General features: G+C 65.2%; 22 protein-coding genes and 1 tRNA gene. 9 read left to right on the top strand and 14 right to left on the bottom strand.

Annotation, left to right across the window (positions count from 1 at the left end; translation table 11 throughout):
• Positions 1-20: 20 nt before the first annotated feature.
• A complete protein-coding gene (locus QZY03_RS21575) occupies positions 21-278 on the bottom strand; it encodes a DUF2442 domain-containing protein (protein WP_295584468.1) in 258 nt (85 codons plus the stop codon).
• Between the two features lie 9 nt (positions 279-287).
• Positions 288-1,622, bottom strand: a complete 1,335-nt coding sequence (locus QZY03_RS21570; RefSeq protein ID WP_295584466.1) for an integrase family protein — start codon at positions 1,620-1,622, stop codon at positions 288-290.
• Positions 1,623-1,750: 128 nt separating this feature from the next.
• On the opposite strand from QZY03_RS21570, the gene QZY03_RS21565 reads away from it, so the two are divergent.
• Positions 1,751-1,816 (top strand) — tRNA-Phe (locus QZY03_RS21565).
• A gap of 121 nt (positions 1,817-1,937) precedes the next feature.
• Here QZY03_RS21565 and QZY03_RS21560 read toward each other — a convergent pair.
• A complete protein-coding gene (locus QZY03_RS21560; RefSeq protein ID WP_295584464.1) occupies positions 1,938-2,486 on the bottom strand; it encodes a hypothetical protein in 549 nt (182 codons plus the stop codon).
• 680 nt (positions 2,487-3,166) lie between these two features.
• Positions 3,167-3,490, bottom strand: coding sequence for a hypothetical protein (locus QZY03_RS21555; protein WP_295584462.1), 324 nt, complete (start codon positions 3,488-3,490; stop codon positions 3,167-3,169).
• 338 nt (positions 3,491-3,828) lie between these two features.
• Here QZY03_RS21555 and QZY03_RS21550 point away from each other — a divergent pair, with 338 nt between their 5' ends.
• The 6 genes from QZY03_RS21550 to QZY03_RS21530 all read left to right on the top strand — a co-directional run bounded on the left by QZY03_RS21550 (position 3,829) and on the right by QZY03_RS21530 (position 7,590).
• Positions 3,829-4,050 (top strand): hypothetical protein, encoded by a 222-nt coding sequence (locus QZY03_RS21550; RefSeq protein ID WP_295584461.1) that lies wholly within the window; start codon positions 3,829-3,831, stop codon positions 4,048-4,050.
• A complete protein-coding gene (locus QZY03_RS21545; protein WP_295584460.1) occupies positions 4,029-4,478 on the top strand; it encodes a hypothetical protein in 450 nt (149 codons plus the stop codon). Before QZY03_RS21550 ends, QZY03_RS21545 begins: the two co-directional genes overlap by 22 nt.
• On the top strand, positions 4,475-5,431 hold the full coding sequence (locus QZY03_RS21540; protein WP_295584459.1) for a hypothetical protein: 957 nt from the start codon (positions 4,475-4,477) through the stop codon (positions 5,429-5,431). The genes QZY03_RS21545 and QZY03_RS21540 overlap by 4 nt, the downstream gene beginning before the upstream one ends.
• A complete protein-coding gene (locus QZY03_RS21535) occupies positions 5,428-6,786 on the top strand; it encodes a hypothetical protein (protein WP_295584458.1) in 1,359 nt (452 codons plus the stop codon). Before QZY03_RS21540 ends, QZY03_RS21535 begins: the two co-directional genes overlap by 4 nt.
• The gene (locus QZY03_RS32225) at positions 6,770-6,928 is read left to right on the top strand and encodes a tetratricopeptide repeat protein (protein WP_363168965.1); all 159 of its coding nucleotides are present in this window, start codon (positions 6,770-6,772) and stop codon (positions 6,926-6,928) included. The genes QZY03_RS21535 and QZY03_RS32225 overlap by 17 nt, the downstream gene beginning before the upstream one ends.
• Before the next feature lie 89 nt (positions 6,929-7,017).
• Entirely contained in the window at positions 7,018-7,590 is a 573-nt protein-coding gene (locus QZY03_RS21530; RefSeq protein ID WP_295584457.1) for a hypothetical protein, read from the top strand.
• A gap of 86 nt (positions 7,591-7,676) precedes the next feature.
• Here QZY03_RS21530 and QZY03_RS21525 read toward each other — a convergent pair whose 3' ends face one another.
• The 8 genes from QZY03_RS21525 to QZY03_RS21490 form a co-directional block, all read right to left on the bottom strand.
• Entirely contained in the window at positions 7,677-8,033 is a 357-nt protein-coding gene (locus QZY03_RS21525; protein WP_295584456.1) for a DUF1640 domain-containing protein, read from the bottom strand.
• A gap of 407 nt (positions 8,034-8,440) precedes the next feature.
• Positions 8,441-8,728: a c-type cytochrome gene (locus tag QZY03_RS21520; protein ID WP_295584455.1), complete on the bottom strand. Its 288-nt coding sequence runs from the start codon at positions 8,726-8,728 to the stop codon at positions 8,441-8,443.
• A gap of 30 nt (positions 8,729-8,758) precedes the next feature.
• Entirely contained in the window at positions 8,759-10,627 is a 1,869-nt protein-coding gene (malZ, locus tag QZY03_RS21515) for a maltodextrin glucosidase (protein ID WP_295584453.1), read from the bottom strand.
• 197 nt (positions 10,628-10,824) lie between these two features.
• Complete coding sequence (locus tag QZY03_RS21510; RefSeq protein ID WP_295584452.1) at positions 10,825-11,622, bottom strand: protein phosphatase 2C domain-containing protein; 798 nt, start codon at positions 11,620-11,622, stop codon at positions 10,825-10,827.
• A gap of 55 nt (positions 11,623-11,677) precedes the next feature.
• Complete coding sequence (locus tag QZY03_RS21505; protein WP_295584451.1) at positions 11,678-12,421, bottom strand: DsbC family protein; 744 nt, start codon at positions 12,419-12,421, stop codon at positions 11,678-11,680.
• Positions 12,422-12,514: 93 nt separating this feature from the next.
• A complete protein-coding gene (locus QZY03_RS21500) occupies positions 12,515-12,997 on the bottom strand; it encodes a YajQ family cyclic di-GMP-binding protein (RefSeq protein WP_295584449.1) in 483 nt (160 codons plus the stop codon).
• 199 nt (positions 12,998-13,196) lie between these two features.
• The gene (gene xerD, locus QZY03_RS21495) at positions 13,197-14,126 is read right to left on the bottom strand and encodes a site-specific tyrosine recombinase XerD (RefSeq protein ID WP_295584447.1); all 930 of its coding nucleotides are present in this window, start codon (positions 14,124-14,126) and stop codon (positions 13,197-13,199) included.
• The gene (locus QZY03_RS21490; RefSeq protein WP_295584445.1) at positions 14,104-14,565 is read right to left on the bottom strand and encodes a methylated-DNA--[protein]-cysteine S-methyltransferase; all 462 of its coding nucleotides are present in this window, start codon (positions 14,563-14,565) and stop codon (positions 14,104-14,106) included. The genes xerD and QZY03_RS21490 overlap by 23 nt, the downstream gene beginning before the upstream one ends.
• Before the next feature lie 878 nt (positions 14,566-15,443).
• On the opposite strand from QZY03_RS21490, the gene QZY03_RS21485 reads away from it, so the two are divergent.
• Both QZY03_RS21485 and QZY03_RS21480 read left to right on the top strand, forming a co-directional pair.
• Entirely contained in the window at positions 15,444-16,562 is a 1,119-nt protein-coding gene (locus QZY03_RS21485) for an anthranilate phosphoribosyltransferase (protein ID WP_295584443.1), read from the top strand.
• 12 nt (positions 16,563-16,574) lie between these two features.
• The gene (locus QZY03_RS21480) at positions 16,575-16,901 is read left to right on the top strand and encodes a non-heme iron oxygenase ferredoxin subunit (RefSeq protein ID WP_295584441.1); all 327 of its coding nucleotides are present in this window, start codon (positions 16,575-16,577) and stop codon (positions 16,899-16,901) included.
• 73 nt (positions 16,902-16,974) lie between these two features.
• On the opposite strand, the gene QZY03_RS21475 is transcribed toward QZY03_RS21480, so the two are convergent.
• Both QZY03_RS21475 and QZY03_RS21470 read right to left on the bottom strand, forming a co-directional pair.
• A complete protein-coding gene (locus QZY03_RS21475; protein ID WP_295584439.1) occupies positions 16,975-18,018 on the bottom strand; it encodes a hybrid sensor histidine kinase/response regulator in 1,044 nt (347 codons plus the stop codon).
• Entirely contained in the window at positions 17,930-19,045 is a 1,116-nt protein-coding gene (locus QZY03_RS21470; RefSeq protein ID WP_295584437.1) for a PAS domain-containing protein, read from the bottom strand. The genes QZY03_RS21475 and QZY03_RS21470 overlap by 89 nt, the downstream gene beginning before the upstream one ends.
• Positions 19,046-19,300 lie beyond the last annotated feature (255 nt).

Here is a 19,300-nt window from a genome sequence, read left to right as displayed (position 1 = left end):
CGGCCGTAACAGGTCAGGCGCTACGCGGCCTTGGTGGCTTGTTCGCGCAGCAGGTCCATGAGGAATTCAGGCGCCAGGTCCGCCCCGTTGTCCCAAGCGACCGTGTTCATGACCGGGTGCTGGTAGGCGCTGGCGAACCGGGCGGGGTCCCGCAGCGGTGCGAAGACCTCGCCGGCCAGTTCGCCGGACAGGTCCACGATGCCGGACTCGCCGGTATTGAAGCGCAGGGCCAGCCGGTAGCCGGGTAAGGGGGTGACGTCGGTGGTATGCAGGATCATCCGCGGACCTCAACTGACGCGGCGCAAGGCTTGGACGGTTCCCCCCACGGCCGGTTGCTCGATACCGGCCTCGGTGAGAATCCAATCTTCAATCTTGGTGTGCCACAGGCGCAGCAGGTCCACGGGGCGGCGGCGGTAATGCTTCTCGGCGGTCGCGCTCGGCTTGTGGCCCATGATCTGCGCGACGATCCCTACCGGGACCTCAACCCACTCACTGAGGGTGGCGAAGCTGCGGCGCAGGCCGTGCAGTGTCAGACCTTCAACCCCCGCGGCCAGGGCGGCGCGGCGGTGCTGGATGCTCGGCTCTTGCAGGCGTCCAGACGCGGCGGCGGGACTACTGAACACCCACTCGTTGCGATGCGGCAGGGCCGCCAGCAGGGACGCGACATAGGGGGTCAGGGGAATGACGCGCTCGCCGTCCACCTTGTCGTTTAGGTGGATCGTGTTCCACTGGAATTGCACATCGACCCAGCGCAGCCCCGCCACTTCCTCACGGCGAGCGCCCACCAGTAACGCCGTTTGCAGGAATGCCGAAATGACCGGATTTGGAATCGCCCGGACCTTCGTGAACCAGGCGCGCAGTTGCTCGCGCTGTAGACAGTCGTCCTTGACCCGCCGCTTGGGGATCTCGTCGCGCACTGAGCGGGCGGTGCAAGCGTCGGCGCAGATCATGTCCCTGAACTCGGGATGGGACGCGCACCAGTTGAGGAAGCCCCGCAGCAGCCGGAACGCAAGGGCGGCATGAGTCGGACGGCGGACCGCCTCCTCGGCCAGCCAGGCGCGCACCCGTTCGCCGTCGATCTGGGCCAGCGGCAGCAGCAGCAACGGACGCAGGATGCCGAACTGCTTGGTATCGTCTCCGGTTGGGCGCGGACCACGGGTGTAGGGTGCCCCTCCTGCTCGACTCACGCGCTCGTGGTCACGGATCATGTGCGCCCCCCACTTCGGGCGCCGGGCCGCAACATAGGCGTCCCACGCTTCCAGGGCCGGCGCTTCACGGCGGTGCGCTTCCCGGTCGGCGACCTGAGCGGCGGTCACCAGGGCGACCTGAGCGGCGATGCGGTCCGCGGTTTGCTGCCGTAGAACCTCCCGCGGGTCCCGCCCGTCCTCGATCCAGCCTTGCCACAACTGCGCCTTGGTCCGTGCGTCCGGGAGGGCGACGGCGCCGACCTCGCCGATGGTGATCCGGATGTCCCGATAGTTGAGGGCAGAGCGGAACACGAAGGTTTTGGAGCCGGACGGGCGGACGCGCACGGCAAGGTGGGTCTCGGTGTCCTGCAACCACTCGCCTTGGGTCGGAATGAACGCGGCGATTCGGGAATCTGTGAGTCTGGCCTTGGACATAGGGCCTCCGGGCTGGGTCGGAATTGGGTCGGAATGATCCGAATACTAGCACATTCGCCGACATTCACCAGGACACCGGATTACGAAGAAACAGCGACTTAGTACGCGGATGAACCCGGATAAACGTCAAAAAAGGGGTCTTTTGGGGACTGAAAATCCCCGTGTCGGTGGTTCGATTCCGCCCCTGGGCACCATAAAAAGCAAACAAAAACGCCAACCCGCGAAGTTGGCGTTTTTCGTTTCCGGGGTCTTGAGTGCGGATCAACCCAAGGCCGGCACCTCCCCGAACGGCCGCCATTTGAGCCCGTCGAGCTGCTACAGGATTTGGGTCCGATGCTCCTGGTCGGCCGCCCGGTACGCTTTCCAGACTTCGAGCGTTGCGTCCTTGAGGATGCCGGTCAGATCTACCGCGCTCCCCACCAGCGCACCGCCACCCATGAATGCGGCCAGCGAGCGGGTCCCGGGCGGACCGGCCTTGGGCAGCACCCGCTGGTCAACGAAATCCGTGAAGGCGACCCGTTTGTCGGAGGCCGAAACCAGACTCCGCGTCAGATCCGGCGAATCCGGCAACCGCGCATCGGCGATCAACCCCACCTTCAGGCGCTCGATCAACGCATTGAAGTCCGCCTGGGCCGCGGCATAAAGCTGGATGCCCTGGGCGAAGGTGCCCTCATCACTCTTGCCGAAGGTCTTGAGCAGCCCGGCCCCGGACTCGCCCGCGGTCTGCTCGCGTTTCATGATCCCGACCGCCTGCGGGTAGTCCAGCGGCGCGACCGCCCCGGCGAGGAACGCTGTGACCAATAACAGCAGTGCGGCCAGTCGGGCGGCCAGGGCGGCGGGGCGCGGTGGGTGACGGTCGGTCATGCGGGGTATCTCCTGTGTGCTGTGTGGGTGTTCCGGGTGCGATTCATCGGCCGTCGTTCTTGTTGGGACGGCCGACGCATGAATCCGGGCGGCGACTGCTTCGGACCGCCGAATCGCGAACGATGCGGTTCGTGCCTGACACTGGTGGCGAATTCACCGGTCCCCTCAGGCAGACTGATGGAGCGTTGGACAGCGCGGGCGGCGGGTCGGCGCCACGGGCGTGACGTTCGCTCGCTCCCACGCTCCAGCGCTCCAGCGTGGGAGCAAGCGCGGACGCTCCAGCGTCCCGTGGGTCCAAGACAGCGTTCTTGTACGACGGATAGCACTGAACACTCATTCAGTATCGTCCTTTCGAAGACCACTGAGGATGATTCCACGCAGTGGGTTCGCATCACCCCCCTGAACACAATCAATCGACGCGACCATATACTCGTTCGGCTGCCCTGTCGGCGCGCTCAGCGCTGCGCTATAGTCGATTGGATGTACTCGTTCGGCTGCCCTGTCGGCGCGCTCAGCGCTGCGCTATAGTCGATTGGATGTACTCGTTCAGACCCCCCCCCACCTCAGCGCATCGATCTGCGAGACATTGACGAGCGATCGTGGCAACATAGTGCACCAAGACCCTAGGTTTCTGAGAACACCTGCGAACGCGCGAGACGTGACGTGAAGCGTCTGAACGATTACACACAGTCAAGCGAGGGAATGGCAAAGGCTTCCGCCAAGGCCGCATCGCTGTTCAGCGGATCGGCACCGAGGCCGAGCCTGTGCCTGAGGGTCCGCGCGACCTGGTAGCCCTGCTCCCAGGGAGTCCGGTGCGGATCGATCTTTTCCGTGCGCCCACGCAGCGCGACGAGACCGTCGAATGGGCCGGGGGAGCGGCGCAGCAGTGCTCCGGCATCATCGATAAGCGCGACCTGGACCTCCAGTTCTTGCGCATGTCCTTTGGGCCACTCGTCCGGCAGCAGACAATAGCCTTTATAGGTACCCTGCACGCGGTTGACCAAACGGGCCTCGTAAACGGTGCCACCCGATTTATACCAGGCGTACCGCGGTAACTCGCCCTCCCAAGGGCCGCCGATGGCCCCCTTGGCGAAGGCGTTGGGTGGCTCTCATGGCTCCAATCCAGACTCGTGTCGGGTCTTCGCAATCATACGGCATGGCGGCCTTGGTCATCGTTCCGGCGACTGGAGGTCGAGGCTCTAGCCGGTCCGGCGCGCAGGCACCACTGATGTTCTTTGAGATCTCGGGAATCTCCACCGGCTAAAGCCTCGACCTCCAGTTGCGGACAGGCCGTCGCTGGCCGGAACGATGATCAAGGTCGGCACGGCTTCAGCATCCGCCAGTGCGACGGCTGGGCGTCCTTTCTGAGCGGGCGGGACGCGATCAGCATCACTGTCCCCGGCGCGCCGCCCGCGAGAGCGTCACCTTCCCCGCGACGGGGCAGGAATACGCCGCTTTCGCCGATGTCTTCGCCTTCGAGGAGACGCCGGACCAGTTGCGCGCCATCGAGGGCGTGCTGGCCGACATGAAGGTACGTGTGTCTTGGGCAAGACCCGCGGTGTAGAATTCAGCCGCGCCCCCACCCGACTCAACGGCAGCACCGGCCCGGTCCCCACCACCTGGTGGACCTTCGCGGACACCGATACGCCGAGCCGCCTCAACCCCGAGCGCTACATGGAAGAATTGGCGCTGCCCCAGCACGAGATCGACCGTGCGCTGGCCGACGGGCTCGCGGTGGAACTGATCCTGCCGAGCGACGCCATCGCCGGCCCTTTCTTCAAGCCGACGGCGGTCGATGGTTTCTGCACGGAGACGCGCTTTCGCCCCGAACTCACCGGTGCCCCCTATGGCCGGACCGTCCCGGTCGGCCGCGGCCAGACCCCGCGCCCGGAGACCGTCGCCCGCTCCCAGGACTATGAATCAGTCGGCAGCGAGGACACGCAAATCACCATCAATCCCCTGCCGGTGCGCCGTCTGAAGGCCGTGCCATGAGCGCCCAGACCGACTATCTGCGCCACCTGTCGGACGTGGTCCGGGAGCGCCGCGCCGACCCCCTGGAGGCCCTGATCCTGGCGCGCGTCAGCGGCAACCCGGAGCCGGTGGGGGACATCGTCTCCCCGCCCCTGGGGCGCGAGGAGCCCGACGCCAACCTGCTCATCTACCACCTTTACGAGTCGTTGGCCGAGGACGAACCGGCCCGGGACTATCTGCGCGCCGCCGTCGCCCGGCTGCTGGTGGGACAACTGGCCCAGGAGCGGCCCGACACCGCCGTACTGGACCTGCTCGGCCCACTGATGGGCTACACACAAATCGCCAACCGGCCGGACCAGGCGCGCTTTCTGCGTTGGGGGCTCTGGGGTCTGCTCGATGACTTCTTTCCCAAACCGCTGACCAGCCTGATCCAGTTGGACGACGCGGTGCTGCGCCATGCCGCCCGGGTGCTCGACCTGTGGCTGGCCGTCACCCCACCGCGCTGCGGGGACCTCAACCAGTCCGTGCGGGGCAAGGTCGTGGACCTGTGGGACGCGACCCTTGCCGTGACCACCGGCGCGCCCGCCTGCGAGGACCGCTTCGCCTTTTTGCTGCTCGCCTTCCGCGCCCTGCTCAAGGTCCACCCCGAACTGGCCGGCCGCCGCGGGCTGCGCGAGGGCGTGCGCGTCACGGTCCGCTGCGGCGCCGTGCTGCCGGTGCTGCGGCGGCGCTGGCTCGGGCAGTGTTGGGAGTTGGGGATGGCGATGACCGCGAACCCCGACTGGCAGGATGAGTTCACCCGGTTTCTCGCCAAGGCGGACGAACGCTCCGCCGTCGGCAACCGGGCCGACGCGGACGCGGAGCGCCTGCTTTACCAGCGCAGCCTTGACGAGTGGCGCCTGCCCGAGACCGCGCGGCCCAACGTCAAGGACCTGATCGAGCGGCGTGACACCCGGGAGCAACGCGTCGCATGAAGGTCATCAGCTTCTTCTCATTCAACGGCGGCGTCGGCCGTACCGCGCTCCTGGTCAACCTGGCGATGCATTGGGCGACCCAGGGGCGGGTGGTCGCACTGATGGATCTGGATCTGTCCGCCCCGGGCCTCAGCTATTCCCCGCTGCTGCGCGATGCCGACTATCTGGACCCGCGCGGGCGCGGCCTGGGCATGGCCGACCTGCTCAACGCCTTCCGCGACGATCAGGTCCGCACCGTGGGCGGCGCACCGGAGCAGATCGCCCTGCTGCCGCCGCATCTGCTGCTGCGCTCGGTGCCGCTGCCCCAGGGCAAGGTGACGACCGGGCGCGTGCTGGTGATCGACGCCGGCTCCGGCGCCTACACGCAACCCGTCCCGCCGGGCGGCGCGTCCGTGTTGGAGGCCATCCCCGCCCCCCAGGGCCGCCCGGATGAGGACCCGGGCCGGACCGCCTTTCGTGCCCTGGCCCGGCACCTGCGCCAGGATCTGGCACAGTGGCGCATCCCGGCGGGCCAGCCCGGCGCCGGCCGCGCCATCGACCTGCTGCTGGTGGACGCCCGCACCGGCTTCAACGAGCTGGTGGACTTGAGCCTCGGCTACCTGGCCGACCGCATGGTGCTGGTCAGCGGGCTCAACGACCAGAACCTGCGCGGCCTGCGCCTGACCATCGAGGCGCTGCAACGCGAGCGCATCCCCATCGGCGCCTTCCCGCTGCACCTGACCCTGGTCCTCTCGCCGGTCCCGGCCGGGGAGGACGCCGCGGTGCTCGCGGCGCTGGAACGCGCCCACCGCGAACTGGGCGAGTCCATGCGCCTGGACAGCTATGGCCGCCGCGAGGCCGTACCGCCGAGCTTCAGCCTGCACTACACCCCGCTGCTCGCCATCAGCGACCAGCCGGTGCTGCTCGACTATCCGAAGGCGCTCTATGCCCGGGAGGTCAGAGCCATTGCGCATGATCTGGATGGAAGTGAGGACAACGACGACATCAAGGACGCGATGCTGGCGGAGGCGCGGGGTCGGGCACTGCGGCTGTTGCCGGCGACGGCGCCCGAGCAAGAACCCGCCCAGCGCGATCAGACCGCTGCTGATGGGGGCGCACTGGTGCCCATCGCGAACCCCTATATCAACCTGCCGCCTTGGGATTGGCCCTACGACCTGCCCGCGGAGCAAGCGGCGCGGGACACCTGGCTGGCGGGAGTTCGGGTGGCGGCGGGGATCGAAATCGACCTGCCTGGGTACCTGGAGCGGCTGGCCTGGAGCAATTCCCTAAGCCCCGATCAGACTCGGTGCCTTCGTTCTGGATCACCTCCCAGCGGCCGGCGCCAGGGCCGAGGCGGCGTTGCGCCGGGCCTGTGAGCGGGCGCCCGACAAGGCGCACCATTGGAATAGTCTCGGCAACCTGCTCACGAAACACCTGGGCCGCTACGACGAGGCGGAGTCGGCCTACCGTAAGTCTGCCGAACTCGATCCAAAGTTCGCTTACCCTGGAACAACTTAGGCAGGTTGTTGGAGTTGGACGGCCGCTGCGAGGAAGCGGAATCAGCTTACGAGCGGAGTCTTGTCCTAACGGATAAAAATGATCCGTCTGTGCCGAAGATGAACCTGGGCCATCTACGTCTGCAACAGTGCCGCCCCGACGAGGCCCGCGCCCTGCTGGCTCAGGCCCTGGCGGGCTTCAGCGCGGGAGATGAGAAGTACGGCAACGCGCTGCGGCTGGCCCTATCCCTGGACCAACCCGATGCGGTGGCGACGGAACGCCAACGCCTGCGGGCGCGACTGGACCGCGGCGAGTCGGCCGAGCCATTCGCCTGGGCCTTACTCTTGGATGCACAGGTAGGCGGCGACGGTGCCGAACCCCTGGACCCCGCCCACACGCGCGCCCTGGCGGCCCTGGACAGCCACCACACCCATTACGACCTGATCGAGGCGATCTACCGCCTCTGCGGCCTGCGCCCCGAGGCTCGGGAACAGGGCCGGCCCCTGGTCGCGCACCTGTTGACCATGCCCCCGACCCTGACCGAGCGCTTTAAGGACCAGCCCAAGCCCGCCGCCGTGCTGGACCGTTTCCGCCCCTTCGCCGCGGGCGAGAGCGACGGTGCCGGCGACCCCCGCGACCGGGAGCGCTTCTGCACCCCGCTGGGACTCCTGTCTAACCGATAGCCCTAGTCATGACGCTTAGTGTACGACTGGACCACGCGAAGAGCGAGCCAAACGCAGCAGTCCTTCACCCATCTTCAGCCATGACCTCAGGGGTTACTGTGCCCGCGTTCGTTCGCGGTCGTGACTTCACCCCGTAATTGCTCGACCTCGGTCTTCGCCTCGTCGCGCATGTGCTCGACCTCGGTTCTCGCATTGCCGCGCAGTTGCTCAAGCTCGGCTTTGACCGCGCAGCGGGTCTGTTCGATGCGCACCGCCACGTCCGCCCGCGCCTGTTCAATTTCTTTGCGGAGTTTCAGGTCGGTCTCGCTCGACGCCTCCTGGGCGTCCGGGTCCGGCACGCCCAGCGCCGATTCTTGCCGGGCGACGGCATCCGCGACGCTGGCTCGCGCCCGCTCCTGCGCCGCCTTGGTAAGGGCTTGAAAGCGTTCTAAGGCCGATGTCATAGGGTTGCTCCGACAGAGTGCGACAAGAGATTGAATATCGAATTCCGGCAGGATTCCGCGAGCTTCAGGGCACCGCAGCGCAGTTCCGCGGCGACGACGCTGCCGGCGCAGACGGTGCCGTCGCCACGCCGGGCGATAGAACCTTGGTACCTGATACTCAGACAGACCCTTCGTGCAGGGGCGGGTTTGAAACCCGCCCCTACGTCCGGTTATCAGCTATAAAAGAACCGATGCTGAAGCATAGGCCAAATGGGCTGGCGAAGCGATCAGGGCCCCACGGCGACCTTGATCATATCGGCGGCTACGCGCTCTTGCGGCAACCCGTCGCGGCCGGGGGCCGCTCCTACGGCGTGGCCCCGGCCGCGGCGAGGTGGCCGGAATAATGATCAACGCATCGCCGATTGTCGTTATTTGAGCGTCGCGAGCCAGTCGGCCATGGCCCGCATCTCCGCTTCACTGACCACGTTCATCACCTGGCGCATGGCCGCGCTCTGACGGTTGTTGCGCTCCTCGCTCTTGATGTCGATCATCTGGGCATAAGCATAGTCGGCGTTCTGGCCGCCCAGGAGCGGATAGTCCGTCCGGGTCGGGGTATCGCCGTCGATGCCGTGACAGGTGGCGCAGGTCTTGCCGGAGTAAATGGCTGCGCCATCGAGCGGCCCGGCCACACTGCCGAGCGGCAACAGCAGGGACACGAGCGTGAAATCTCCCAACCCGGTCGCGGCTCAACCCGGCACCTCACTCAGTTGCCCCCGCAACAACAGTGCCTCCTTACCCCCCAGATCAACACTCAAAATATCCCCGCCCAACCCCCAAGGGCAGTCACCAACCAAGACCGCAAGCCGCGCGGCACTGCCCGGCAATCCCACCAGCGGAATACGCACGCCGGACCGCGGATCGAGCGCGCGGTTGAGGATCAGCATGATGACCTCGTCCCCCAGGATCCGGGCGCAGGCGAACAGGTCGCCGACCGCCAGCAAGGTCTGATAGGCGCCCCGACGCAGTGCCGGATGGTCACGGCGGAGGCCGGCCAGGGTCTGGACCCAGGTACGCAGGTCCTGATCCCAGTGTTTCGGATCCCAATCGAAGCAGGCCCGGTTGTAGGGATCGTTGCCGCCGGTCATGCCGATCTCATCGCCGTAATAGATGCAGGGCACACCGGGATAGGTGAAGAGGAGCAGGAGCGCGAGACGCATCAGACCAGGGTCTTCACCGATCAGCGTCAGAAAGCGCGCGGTGTCGTGGGAACCGAGCAGGTTGAACTGGCAGAGTTGATTGGCATAGGGGATGCGCGAGCGGGCGTCGGTGAGCCATTGATCGAAGTCGGCGGCGTCCACGGTGATCGGGTGATAATTGACGTCCTGGCCGGCCAGAAAGGCGCGTACCGGGTGGGAGAAGCCGTAATAGTTCATGGCCGCGTCCTCCTGGTCGCCCTGGAGCCAACGGGTCGCCTCGCCGAAGTGTTCACCGAGCACATAGGCCCGCGGACTTTCATCCTTGATCGCCAGCCGCAAGGCGCGCAGGACCCGGTCGTTATGGCGCGCCCCGGTGCCTTCCCCCATCATGTGGGCGACATCGATCCGCCAGCCATCCACACAATAGGGCGGACGCAGCCAGTGACGGGCGATGGCGTGCTCGCCGTCGATCAGATAGGCGCGCACCTGCGGATCGCCGAGGTCGAGTACCGGCAGGACTTTGGACCCCTGCCAGCAGTGGTAACTGTCGGGGTCGGCCGCATCATGGAAGGTGTAGGCGCTACGGAAGGGAGCCGCCACGTCCTGATAGGCCCCCTTGTCCGGATGCGTTCCCCACCGATTGAACCAGGGATGGGTATCCGAGGTGTGATTGAAGACCGCATCCAGCAGGATGCGGATACCGCGACCCACGGTGGCGGCGCGCAGATCCGCCAGGGCCGCATCACCGCCCAGATAGGGGTCCACGTGCGCGAAGTCCTCGGTGTCGTACTTGTGCACGCTCGGCGAGGTGAAGATCGGGTTCAGATAGATGGCGGTGACACCCAGGTCTTGCAGATAGTCCAACGACTGGCGCACCCCGATCAGGTCACCGCCGTAGAACTCGCTGTTGGGGTGCTGTGGGTCGATCGGCTCGCCCCAGGCCTTGGCCCGGATCGGACCGTCATCACGCAGCACATAGGCGCCCGACCGGGGACTCAGCGCCGGATCGCCATTGCGGAAACGCTCCGGAAAGATCTGGTAGAACACCTGATCGGGCACCCAGTCCGGCGGCGACTCCTCGGTGTTGACGCGAAAAAAGCGCTCGCGCAAGGGCATGCGCGGGCTGACGCCGGCCGCGTCCAGCCAGCACTGGCGGTTCGCCCACAGCGCTTTGAAGGCATAGACCGTGACCGCCGCGGCCGGGTTGGGGGTGAGTTCGGCCGTGTAGACCCGATAGCGGCCGTGTTCCGCGATCAGGTCCATGGGAACCAGACGCTCCTCGTTATCGGGCTCACTGCGCAAAAAGACCGCGACCGGCGCATCCGCAGCGTCCATCCGCAGTTGTACCCGATAGTGCCCGGTGACCCGCCGTTCGAAGAAAGGCGCAACCTGATGATGGATCATGGTGGGCTCGAGCATGGTTCATCCTGATAGAGGCGTCGAACGCGATAAGGAACGATTCGATCATTTCTCGTTCCCACGCTCCAGCGTGGGAATGCCGTCCGGCCGCTCCAGCGGCCACAGTGGCGCTACGCGACGCCGGAGCGTCGCAACTTGCTCCCACGCTGGAGCGTGGGAGCCAGATCACTCGTTTTTGCTTTATTCCGGACGCGTTATTAAACGGGCGAAGATGGGGTGATTGGCCCCTCCCCGTCCGACTGCGCGCCGACTCGCAGCAGTGCAAGGGTAATGTTGTCCGTCCCGCCGCGCTCGTTGGCGAGGCGCACCAGCGCCTCGGCGGCCAACCCCAGATCGCTCGTCTTGGCGGCGATCAGGATTTGGCGCAGCCAATCAGCGGGCACCATGCCGGTCAGGCCGTCCGTACAAAACAGGTAGGTATCGCCAGTCTTGATCTCGGTCAGACCGCCGGCGACGCGCACTTCCGCGCTTGAACCCAGCGCGCGGGTCAGAATATTGTCGCCAATGCCGTAGCGGCGGGCATCGTCCAAGGTCCGGAAAAAACCTTGATCCACGACTTCCTGAATGAAGGAATGATCGTGTGACAACTGCTCCAGTGCCTCGTCCCGCAAGCGATACAGCCGGGAGTCGCCGACGTTGGCATAGGCGAGCCAGTCCGCACCGACCACACCCAGCACCACCGTGGTTCCCATGCCGACACAGTCGGTCTTGCTCTGCGCCAATTGCCAGACCGCCCGATTAGCCTCTTCGACAGCCGCCTCGGCGAGCAGCTGAGCCCGCTCGCTATCGGTTCGGGAAAGCGCTTGTCGCCTGAAACACTCACGAATCGTATCGGCCGCCAGCGCACTGGCCACCTCCCCGGCGCTGGCCCCGCCGACCCCGTCGGCGACGACCACCAGACCCAGATCGGCGTGGACCGTGACCGCGTCCTCGTTGTGAGATCGCACACGCCCCCGGTCAGTGCGCCAGGCATAGTCCAATTTGTATGCCCGCATGACAACTCCTGGTCAACAGTCAACCCACAACGATGAAGAGACGCCCCGACCGCGCTCAGCGCACGGCTTCGTCCGCGGATGGACCCGCGAGTTGGGCCGCCAGTTTCTTCGGCTCGACATAGCCCGGGATCAGTTCACCGGTGTCGGTGACGATGGCCGGCGTACCGCGCAGACCCAGGTCCTCACCGACCGTCATATGCGCATCCACCGGGTTGTCACAGGACTTCTCCTCGATCGACTGGCCGGACTTGGCGGCGGTCATCGCGCCGCGACGGGCGGATGCGTCGCCGGCGCACCACACCGAGACGGCCTCTTTATAGGCTGGACTTCCCTTGCCGGCACGCGGGTAGAAGAGATAGCGCACACGAATGCCTTCCTTGCCGTAATCCGCAATCTGGCTATGGAGCTTGCGACAATAGCCACATTCGATATCAGTAAATACGGTCACCGTGTGCTTCGCCGCGATCGACGGCTCGAAGATCACCATGTCCGCCTCGCCGACAGCATCCACGAGGCGCTTGCGCGCACCGGACAGTCGTGGTTCGGTCACGTCCTCGCGCGTGTTGAGGTCGACGATACGCCCGTCGACGAAGTAGCGGCCGTCACCGGTCACGTACATGATCTGAGTGCCGACCATAACCTCGTAGAGTCCCTTGACCGGTGCCGGAGTGATACTTTCGATCTTGACATCGGGCACGACTTTTTTCAGCGCCGCACGGATATTGTCCTCCGGACCGGCCAGCAGACTGCCCGCGGTGAGCATCAGCACGGCGGCGGCGATCGAACGGTAGATAGGCATGACCTGTGGTTCCTCAGCAAAAGATTCGAAAAAAATGGCGACGCGGCCAGCGTAGGCGGCCAATCGCGCGCACGCCGGGGTCCGGGGTCCGCATCAATCCCTGAAATTGTTGAACTGCAACGGCAAACCCCAGTCCTTGCCCCGCAGCAGCGTAATCGCTTCTTGCAGATCGTCGCGCTTCTTGCCGGTGACCCGCACCTGATCGCCCTGGATCTGCGCCTGCACCTTGAGCTTGGCGGCCTTGATGTATTTGACCATGTCCCTGGCCGTGTCGGCATCGACGCCCTGTTTGAGCAGAACCTCCTGACGGGCGGAACTGAGGGTGGTGACCGGGTCTTGTGGATCGATGGCCGTCAGATCAACCGAGCGCTTGACCAACTTCTGGCGCAGGATATCCATCATCTGCTGAAGTTGGAACTCCGTTTCCGCCGCCATCAGAATCTTGTCCTCGGCCAGTTCGAAGGTCGCCTTGACGCCCTTGAAATCGAACCGCGTGGAGGTCTCCCGATTGGACTGATCGACCGCGTTACGCACCTCTTGCAGGTCGGTCTCTGAGACGATATCGAAAGAAGGCATGCAATTACCCTAATAAATCAGCGGGCATTCACCCGTTCGGCGGGAATGCGAGAGTGGCGGCAGCGCCATCTGTCGGCGCCCGTTCGCGTGACGATAAATCAAGCCGCGACGCGCTTCCAGAAAAACCCGCCGCAACGCCCGTGTCACCATCATCAGCCGATCCCGACCGCTGCCGGTGCGAACCGGTCGGCAGTCCCGATCAGCCGCGGGGATGGTGTCGCTGGTGCAATTGTTTCAACCGCTCACGCGCGACGTGGGTGTAAATCTGGGTGGTCGACAGATCGCTGTGACCTAGCAGCATTTGTACCACCCGCAGATCGGCCCCATGGTTCAACAGGTGGGTCGCGAAGGCATGGCGTAACGTATGGGGCGAGAGCGGCTTCACAACGCCGGCCAGGATCGCATAACGTTTGATGAGCTGCCAGAACGCCTGACGGGTCATGCAATCGCTGCGACTCGTCGGGAACAGGAAGTCACTCAGCCGCCCGCCGAGCAGGTCGAAGCGCGCACCGCGCAGGTAGTCCGCGAGCCAGGTGACCGCATCCTCCCCCAAGGGCACCAGCCGCTCCTTGCTGCCCTTCCCCATCACCCGTACCACGCCCTGCGTCAGGCTGACTTGAGCGGGCGTCAGCGTCACCAGTTCAGTCACCCGCAGCCCGCTGGCGTACAGCACTTCCAGCATGGTGCGGTCGCGATACCCCCGTGCGTCCGTCGTGTCCGGGGCCGCCAACAGCGACTCCACCTCGGCCTCGGTGAGGCTCTTCGGCAGGGGACGGCCAAGCTTTGGCGCATCCACCCGGGCGCTCGGGTCCTCCTCGATCAGACCCTGGCGCACCAGATGCTGGTAGAACTGGCGCAGACACGACAGCAGCCGCGCCGCTGAGCGCGGCTTGCGGCCCTGCACGGATAAGAGCGCGAGGTAATCGAGCAGATCCAGACGCTCGGCCGCCAGCAGGCAACGTCCCCGCTCGCGGTCGATCCAGAGGGCAAACGCACGCAGATCGGACTGATAAGCCGAGAGTGTATTCGGACTCAGCCCGCGCTCCATCCAGAGGATATCGGCAAAGCCCTCAATGACCGCCCGGTCGTCGGCCGGCGCCGCTCCCTCAGTCAACCGCAACCCCCTCATGCCGCAGCAGCCAGCGCTTGATTGCCAGCTTTCGGCCGGAGCGATCCCCCGCAAAGCCGCCCAGACCCTTGACCGCGACGACCCGATGACAAGGGACGACGATCGGACAGGGATTGGCCCGGCACGCCTGACCAACCGCGCGCGGGGCACTGCCGACCTGCTCGGCAAGATCCTTATAGGTCCGCGTCGCACCCGCCGGGATCACGCGGATGGCGGCCCACACCCGCTGCTGGAAGGGCGTGCCGCCGAGGTCGAGCGCAAGATCGAAGGACGCGGAGCCATCCGCGAGATAAGCCGCCAATTGGCCGGCGAGCGCGGTCGGCAGCTCCGCCGCGGCGCCGCCGGCGGCATCAGGCGCCAGGTCCACGGCGGTCAAGGTCTGCCCGGTCCAGTGCAATCCGATCGGACCCATGGGCGTATCCAGCACCGTCTGCGGCATCGTCTGCTCCGGTTGGCGGTCGGTTATTGATCACATTAAAGCACGGGATTGGCATGGCTGCCACGCGTGCCGTGCGGCGGCCAGCAACGCCAAATTTGAGGGCATCTTCCGGCCCCTGGGTGGATGCGGCGCGCACGACCGACGTGCCGCGTCCCGACCATTAGTGCGGCGCGCCTTATCCACCCTACAGCAGTGCCGGTCTTGTAGGGTGGATAAGCGCAGCGCATCCACCATCAGCCCCGCCGATGGCTCCATGCAGGTTGCTGCCGCCCAAATTCGCAACACCGGCTGGGGGCGCGACCAGCGTGCCTTCCAGGACAATAGTGATCGCCGTATCGCGAGGAACCAGCCGCCTGGATAAACCTGTGGATAACTCTGTGGATCAGTGTCGACAGAGGATTCTCGGGTCACCCATTTCGTCCAGTATTCTCCTTGACTCACCCACGAAAGACAAACGCTTAGATCTATAATACAATAAGTTATAGGAATCACTCAGGGGTCTGACCCCAACGATCGCCCAATCGACAAGGTCCGGACCTGATCGGCACCGGCTGTGCACAACCGCGCCGGGCGCTCTAGACGCGATGACGCACCTTGTCAAGTCGCGATCCCACGTACAAGACGCCGCGGGCGCAGATCATCAATTGCGGCCGGTTGCGCAATCTCCGATCATAGGCGCGAGCGCGGCACGTCAACGATGGTCGACGCCGCCGCTGGTCAACCGCCGCGACACGCGGTTCACCCGCAACCGAGATGGCCCGCCGCGATTGAACCAGCGCGCGATCGACCCCAGAAACACGGCTCGACGGGTTGGCGAATGCGGCCGATCGCCCGCAATCAGCCGTCAACTAACCCGACACAATCACAAAGAGGACGCCATGAGCAGTACCGAAACCGCCACGGACCCCAGGCTTCAAATGCGTTCGATCATCCAGCGCATCGCGACCGGCCCGGAACTCTCCAAGGATATCTCCGCGGAGGAGGCGCGCGCCGGGATGAACGCCATCCTCGCCCACCAGGTGGACCCGATTCAGGCCGGTATCTTTCTGATTGCCCTGCGCATGAAACGCGAGTCCGACGATGAACTGCGCGGCATACTCGACGCTGTGCGCGACGCGACCACGCCGGTGGTCGCGGCGGTCGACGATGTTGTCGACATCGCCGATCCTTACGACGGCTACAACCGCTGTCTGCCGGCCGCGCCCTTCCTGCCGGCCCTGCTGGCCGAGTGCGGCGTGCCGGCCCTCACCCACGGGGCGGACGCGGTCGGACCCAAGTTCGGAGTCACGCATCGCCATTGCCTGGAGGCGGCCGGGGTTCCGGTCGGCCTGGACACGGCGGCCGCCGCCGCCCGTCTGGCCGACCCGCAGATCGGCTGGACCTACCTCGATCAGCGCGCCTTCTGCCCCGCTCTGCATAGTCTGGTCGACCTGCGCTCCACCGTCGTCAAGCGCCAGGCCCTGACCACGGTGGAGGTGCTGGCGCGGCCCATCCAGGGCCGCCGCCGCACTCATCTGGTCACCGGCTATGTGCATAAGCCCTATCCCCGCATCTATGCGCTGCTCGCCCGCCATGCCGGCTACGATTCGGCGCTCCTGGTGCGCGGTGTGGAGGGCGGTGTGATCCCCTCCCTGCGTCAGGTCGGTACCTGTTTCAACTACCAGGGCCGCGGCGAGGAACAACCCTTCGAGATCGACCCGGCCGCCATGGGGATCGAACAATCCGTGCGCGCCGTGGCGCTGCCGGCCGACCTGCCCCAGACCACCCGGCCGGGGGACGACATCGCGGTGGCGGTCGATGTGCCGGCCACCGCACGTGCCGCGGCCGCGGCCGGGATGGCGGCCCTGGCGGGCACCCGCGGAGCGACCTACGACAGCCTGGTGTTCTCCGCCGCCCTGATCCTGTGGCACCTGGGTCGGGAATCCTCCCTGGCCGCCGCCGCCGGCCGGGCGCGCGAGGCTTTGGACTCGGGCCGCGCTGCCCTTCGCGTACGCTGAGGAGGGTGCACGATGGACAAGCCTTATATCGCCGCGGCCCGCACCGACGCCATCGCCCCCGGCAAATTCGTCAAGGTCGTCGTGGAGGAGCGCGCCTACCTGATCGCCAACCTGGACGGCCGCTACTACGCCTGCGAAGACAAGTGCAGCCACGAGGACTATCCGCTCTCCTATGGCTGCCTGGACGGGGACCGGATCAAATGCTCGCTGCACGGCAGCCGCTTCAGCCTGCTGACCGGCGCCCCGATGGATGAGCCGGCCGATACGCCGATCCACACCTATCGCTGCCAGGATGCGGATGGGTGGGTCTGGATCGACCCCAGTGCCCCGGCGAATTGAAGGATGACCACGGCCATCAGATTGCCCAGAAAAAGCAGAAACAGGATGGTGCGATCATCCAGGGCCGCGGTGGTCATCGGCCGGTGACCTTGTGGTCGGCATCCGCATAGCGGTCAACCGCCACCGCAGCCCCGTGTTCAAGGGTATCGCAGACGTCAGCGCGGCTAAACAGGGCCGCAAAGAAGTCCAGGTCATACGCATAGGCTGACCGCGCGAGTGCCTCGTAGAGGGAGGGGTCCGGGTTGCGGATCTGCTCCAGCAAGACGGTGATGCGGTCAAAATCACCCAGTTCGCTCGCCGCCTTCAGATCGGCACACCACCTCGGGGAACACGCGGCCAAGCGCTGGATCACGGCGTCCGGCGACAACGTAGGTCGCGGAGGGGACGGTGCCCCGGAGCGAACGAACCGCAGCCCGACGAGTTGCTCCAGAATGCCGAACAGCTCCGCGGCATAAAACGGCTTGCGGACGAAGGCGTCGCACCCGCCGGCCAGCACCTGATCGCGCTGCTCTTCGAAAACGCTGGCGGTGAGCGCCACCACCACGGATCGCACCGCATCGGGTCGGCCGCGGATGCGCGCCCTGATCTCGCGGGTCGCCTCCTCGCCCGACATGACCGGCATCCGCATGTCCATGAAGACCACCTGCGGTTGCCATGCCTCCCAGGCTGCCACCGCCTCGCGGCCGTTGCTCGCCTCCCGGAATTCCAGCACCGGCGGGTGCGGATTGAGCCAGTTCAGCAGCATTCGCAGTGGTTCCCGGTTGTCGGCCAGATCGTCGACGATCAATATCCGACACACCGGCTGACCCGGTTCCAGTCCGGTGATTAAACGTTCGGGCTGAACCGCGGCCGGTTCCCGGACCACTGCCTGGGGTAACGGCAGGGCGAAGAAAAAGTGACTGCCTTGACCCGACCGGCTATCCAAGCTCAGCGTGCCTCCCATGAGCTGCACGAACTGGCGACTCAGGGCCAATCCGAGTCCGGTCCCGCCCTGGCCCCCCGAGCCGGCGTTCGTTTGGGCGAAGGGTTCAAAGATCCGCACCTCTTCCGCGGGCCCGATCCCCGGCCCGGTATCCTTGACGCTGAACCGGATCAGATCGCCCGCGCCCGCCTCCACCCGGAGCGTCACCCCCCCGACCGGGGTAAACTTGATGGCATTGCCGATCGGTAATGGAAAACACGCCATAGCCGTGGGCGCGCTCCGCGAACAGGCGTTTGCCCTGGACCTTGGCCCAAAAGCATTCGCCATTCCGGCGCATCAGGGCGACCTCGCCCTCGAAGCGGCCGGTTTGCTCGATCGCGGCATCGAGCGTTCGGCCAGCCGCAACGTAAGCCGCGTCGCTTGCATAGAGACAGCGTGTCGAGCGGCCCGCCATTTCCCCCGGCGCAAAGCCGAACATGGCCTCCATAGCCGGATTGCAGCGCGCGATGAACCGATCCCGCAGAATGCACAGGCCGCTGGGCAAGGTATCCAGAATGGTCTGCTGTTCCCCCAGCGTCCGCTCCAGCGCCCGATCGGTCGCCTCCCTGGCCAGCAGCAACAAACCAAAGCCATTGGTCAGCACGATGTAGAAATAGGCGCAGAAGGTGATCGTCTGCACCAGATTCGGCGTAAATAAATTGACTCCCTCCGGCGCATACACAACCCACAGAATACGGGCGCACTGAATCAGGGTCATCAGCCACATATTCCAGCCAAGATAATAGCGCAGCAGCGACTTCTCGCCGGGAGCGTGCAGCAAGGCCCAACCCGAGACCGCAAAGATGACCGCGGCAATGCCACAGGTGATCACGATCCGGTCGGGAGACGGCAATGGCGCCATGAGGAGGCAGACCAGAATGATACCGGCCGCGATGGCACCATGAAGGGTCCGGCTGACGGTGCGTCCGCTGATTCGGAACATCGCCCAGCATTCATAGGTGAGCCCGCAGAGAATGGCGCCGTTACCCACCGGAATATAGAACCAATCGGGAATGACACCGCGGCCGGACAGCGCGAGCCAACCAATGCACTGCAGCAGCTTGGCCGCAATCCAATAGGGGTTGCGTTGGGACTGCTGCTCGCGCAGTTGGAACAGGAGCAGTTCCAGCGCGAACACGAGATTGCTCATCGCCAGCAAGAACAGAATCGTCTTAACATCCATCGCACATGCCTGTCTAATCCACGCGAAGGAAACGTTTACTCATAAGCTAAACAAGTCTATTAGGGAACGCCTTTGGCATCCCGGTCGTTGTCGTTGTGTAACATGGTTCCGACGCAGCAATTCCCGGCCAATTTTTTTTCCTTTATAAACAATATGATAAATTCTTTTTCCGAAGGCGTTTTTACGGATTCGTGACTCTGCTAGAATAGCGAATTGGACTACCTGCAATGATTCGATTGCGCATCTTTTGTTACT

The sequence above is a fragment of the uncultured Lamprocystis sp. genome (assembly GCF_903933125.1).
In the GTDB taxonomy this organism is placed as follows: Bacteria; Pseudomonadota; Gammaproteobacteria; order Chromatiales; family Chromatiaceae; genus Thiodictyon.
Note: the sequence above shows the minus strand (reverse complement) of the source record. Positions and strands in the feature narration are given on the sequence as shown.

Bases quoted from the DNA above. Each gene is read 5' to 3' on its own strand.
- QZY03_RS21510 (WP_295584452.1), bottom strand. From the start codon at position 11,622: ATGCGGGCATACAAATTGGACTATGCCTGGCGCACTGACCGGGGGCGT.
- QZY03_RS21480 (WP_295584441.1), top strand. From the start codon at position 16,575: ATGGACAAGCCTTATATCGCCGCGGCCCGCACCGACGCCATCGCCCCC.
- QZY03_RS21560 (WP_295584464.1), bottom strand. From the start codon at position 2,486: ATGACCGACCGTCACCCACCGCGCCCCGCCGCCCTGGCCGCCCGACTG.
- QZY03_RS21485 (WP_295584443.1), top strand. From the start codon at position 15,444: ATGAGCAGTACCGAAACCGCCACGGACCCCAGGCTTCAAATGCGTTCG.
- QZY03_RS21575 (WP_295584468.1), bottom strand. From the start codon at position 278: ATGATCCTGCATACCACCGACGTCACCCCCTTACCCGGCTACCGGCTG.
- QZY03_RS21490 (WP_295584445.1), bottom strand. From the start codon at position 14,565: ATGCCGCAGACGGTGCTGGATACGCCCATGGGTCCGATCGGATTGCAC.
- QZY03_RS21570 (WP_295584466.1), bottom strand. From the start codon at position 1,622: ATGTCCAAGGCCAGACTCACAGATTCCCGAATCGCCGCGTTCATTCCG.
- QZY03_RS21540 (WP_295584459.1), top strand. From the start codon at position 4,475: ATGAGCGCCCAGACCGACTATCTGCGCCACCTGTCGGACGTGGTCCGG.
- QZY03_RS21470 (WP_295584437.1), bottom strand. From the start codon at position 19,045: ATGGATGTTAAGACGATTCTGTTCTTGCTGGCGATGAGCAATCTCGTG.
- QZY03_RS21500 (WP_295584449.1), bottom strand. From the start codon at position 12,997: ATGCCTTCTTTCGATATCGTCTCAGAGACCGACCTGCAAGAGGTGCGT.
- QZY03_RS21505 (WP_295584451.1), bottom strand. From the start codon at position 12,421: ATGCCTATCTACCGTTCGATCGCCGCCGCCGTGCTGATGCTCACCGCG.
- xerD (WP_295584447.1), bottom strand. From the start codon at position 14,126: ATGAGGGGGTTGCGGTTGACTGAGGGAGCGGCGCCGGCCGACGACCGG.
- QZY03_RS21525 (WP_295584456.1), bottom strand. From the start codon at position 8,033: ATGACATCGGCCTTAGAACGCTTTCAAGCCCTTACCAAGGCGGCGCAG.
- malZ (WP_295584453.1), bottom strand. From the start codon at position 10,627: ATGCTCGAGCCCACCATGATCCATCATCAGGTTGCGCCTTTCTTCGAA.
- QZY03_RS21535 (WP_295584458.1), top strand. From the start codon at position 5,428: ATGAAGGTCATCAGCTTCTTCTCATTCAACGGCGGCGTCGGCCGTACC.